At 48.2% G+C, this 1037-nt stretch carries 2 protein-coding genes; both read left to right on the top strand.

Features of this window, described 5'->3' with window-relative positions; genetic code table 11:
* The coding region (locus Q675_RS37650) for an integrase core domain-containing protein (protein WP_023012314.1) at positions 1 to 322 on the top strand (322 nt) is incomplete at its 5' end.
* A 53-nt stretch (positions 323 to 375) separates the two neighbouring features.
* Entirely contained in the window at positions 376 to 990 is a 615-nt protein-coding gene (locus Q675_RS0119525) for a DUF4336 domain-containing protein (RefSeq protein WP_031211971.1), read from the top strand.
* Positions 991 to 1037 lie beyond the last annotated feature (47 nt).

The following is a 1037-nucleotide window of genomic DNA, read 5'->3' as shown; positions in this document are numbered from 1 at the left end:
GGCGTTTTTGCAGGGGCGACTCAATACTGATCAAGGTGCCCAGTTCACCAGTGAGGCCTTCACAGGCGCTCTCAAGGAGCATGGCATTCGGATCAGCATGGACGGCAAGGGCTGCTATCATGACAACATCTTCGTGGAACGGCTCTGGCGCAGCGTCAAGCACGAGTGCGTCTACCTCACAGCCTTCGAGGATGGACGCCACTTGAAGCAGGCGCTCCACCGGTACTTCCGGCATTACAATCAGACCCGGTACCACCAAACCCTTGATTACCAAACACCGGATGAGGTGTACTACCAACAACCCATGACCCTGGCAGCTTGAGCCGGGAATACAGCCGGATCAGAGCTTAACTGCACCTTCAGGCTGTCCAACTGATGGGGTCCACCTCAGTTAGACTTTCCAGTGGAGACCTGTGGATTCATAGCCCAATCAAATTATCTGAATCAGTTACAGAGAAAGTTGACAGTTTAGGCTGTGTAAAATATCTAATTGCACCCAATCATTTACACCACTTGTTCTTATCTTCATGGGTTGCCGCCTATCCGAACGCAGAAGTCTATGGCACCAACGAAGTGATTAAAAAGCGTAGCGATATCTCGTTTCATGCCTCGCTTGATAACTCGAAAGGCTATGCTTGGGCCCCAGACATTGAACAAGAACTGTTTTCTGGTTCTCCATTAATGGAAGAATGTGTGTTTTACCATAGCAGTTCAAGAACGTTGATTGTTACTGACCTGGTTGAGAACTTTTCTGGTCAGGACTTTAACTACTGGCAACGGGTAGTGGCTAAGGGTGTTGGTATACTTGCCCCTAATGGGAAGATGCCTTTGGACTGGCGTTTAAGCTTCATGTTTGGTAAAGCAGACGCACGGAAACACCTCGATAGGTTGTTGTCTTGGAAGCCGCAACTGTTGGTTATGGCTCATGGTGAAATAGTCGCTGAAAATGCAGACAAGTTCTTACAGCAGTCATTCAAATGGTTAGCATGAGTAATATTTGAAAAAGTCGAAAAAGGGTAAGCGTCCGGCCATCACAC

This window comes from Marinobacter sp. EN3 (assembly GCF_000475315.1).
Classification (GTDB): domain Bacteria; phylum Pseudomonadota; class Gammaproteobacteria; order Pseudomonadales; family Oleiphilaceae; genus Marinobacter; species Marinobacter nauticus.
The sequence above is the reverse complement of the archived record's forward strand: the minus strand, read 5'-3'. Positions and strand labels throughout refer to the sequence as shown.